The following is a 544-nucleotide window of genomic DNA, read 5'->3' on the forward strand; positions in this document are numbered from 1 at the left end:
GACACCATAGGATACTGTGGGAGCTTCGAGGAGACAATTTCTCTCCTTAGACGTAAAGTTGTAGACCAACGTCTGCAAAATGGATCATACGAGCTGTCAGAGGCTCTGGAGATAATCCAGGCGACAGCAGAAGAGATAAAAGAGGCGATTGTGTGTAAAGGAGGCCGTTATGACATATAGGGAAAAATTACAGAAAGAACATCCAGGATGCATTAATGAATATAGCCTTGGTGGATGTGATGGGTGTCCTTATGAATATGAATATGAAAAAAAGAAAGAGGAAATATGCGAAGTAAGTGACGAGAAATGCAGAAAATGCTGGGACAGAGAGATCCCAGGAACGGAGGAAAAGAAGCCGTTGGATGCAGCGAGCGTAACCCTTATTGCAGAAACATATGGGCTTGAAAAACAGCTCATTAAGCTGATTGAAGAGTGTGGAGAGCTGGTAACAGCGGCAGCAAAATATGACCCGCAGTATCACTATACGATTGAGCATATAGCGGAAGAGGCCGGAGATGTACGCATTATGATCATGCAGATAGAA

At 43.8% G+C, this 544-nt stretch carries 2 protein-coding genes; both read left to right on the forward strand.

Translation table 11 applies throughout. The features are described 5' to 3' along the window. Nucleotides 1-180 (forward strand): hypothetical protein (locus WMO65_RS26485; protein ID WP_349064941.1); only part of this gene is annotated, 180 nt, incomplete at its 5' end. Continuing rightward, nucleotides 170-544 (forward strand): nucleoside triphosphate pyrophosphohydrolase family protein (locus WMO65_RS26490; protein ID WP_349064943.1); only part of this gene is annotated, 375 nt, incomplete at its 3' end. The genes WMO65_RS26485 and WMO65_RS26490, both read left to right, overlap by 11 nt.

The organism is Blautia caccae, assembly GCF_040095955.1.
In the GTDB taxonomy this organism is placed as follows: domain Bacteria; phylum Bacillota; class Clostridia; order Lachnospirales; family Lachnospiraceae; genus Blautia; species Blautia celeris.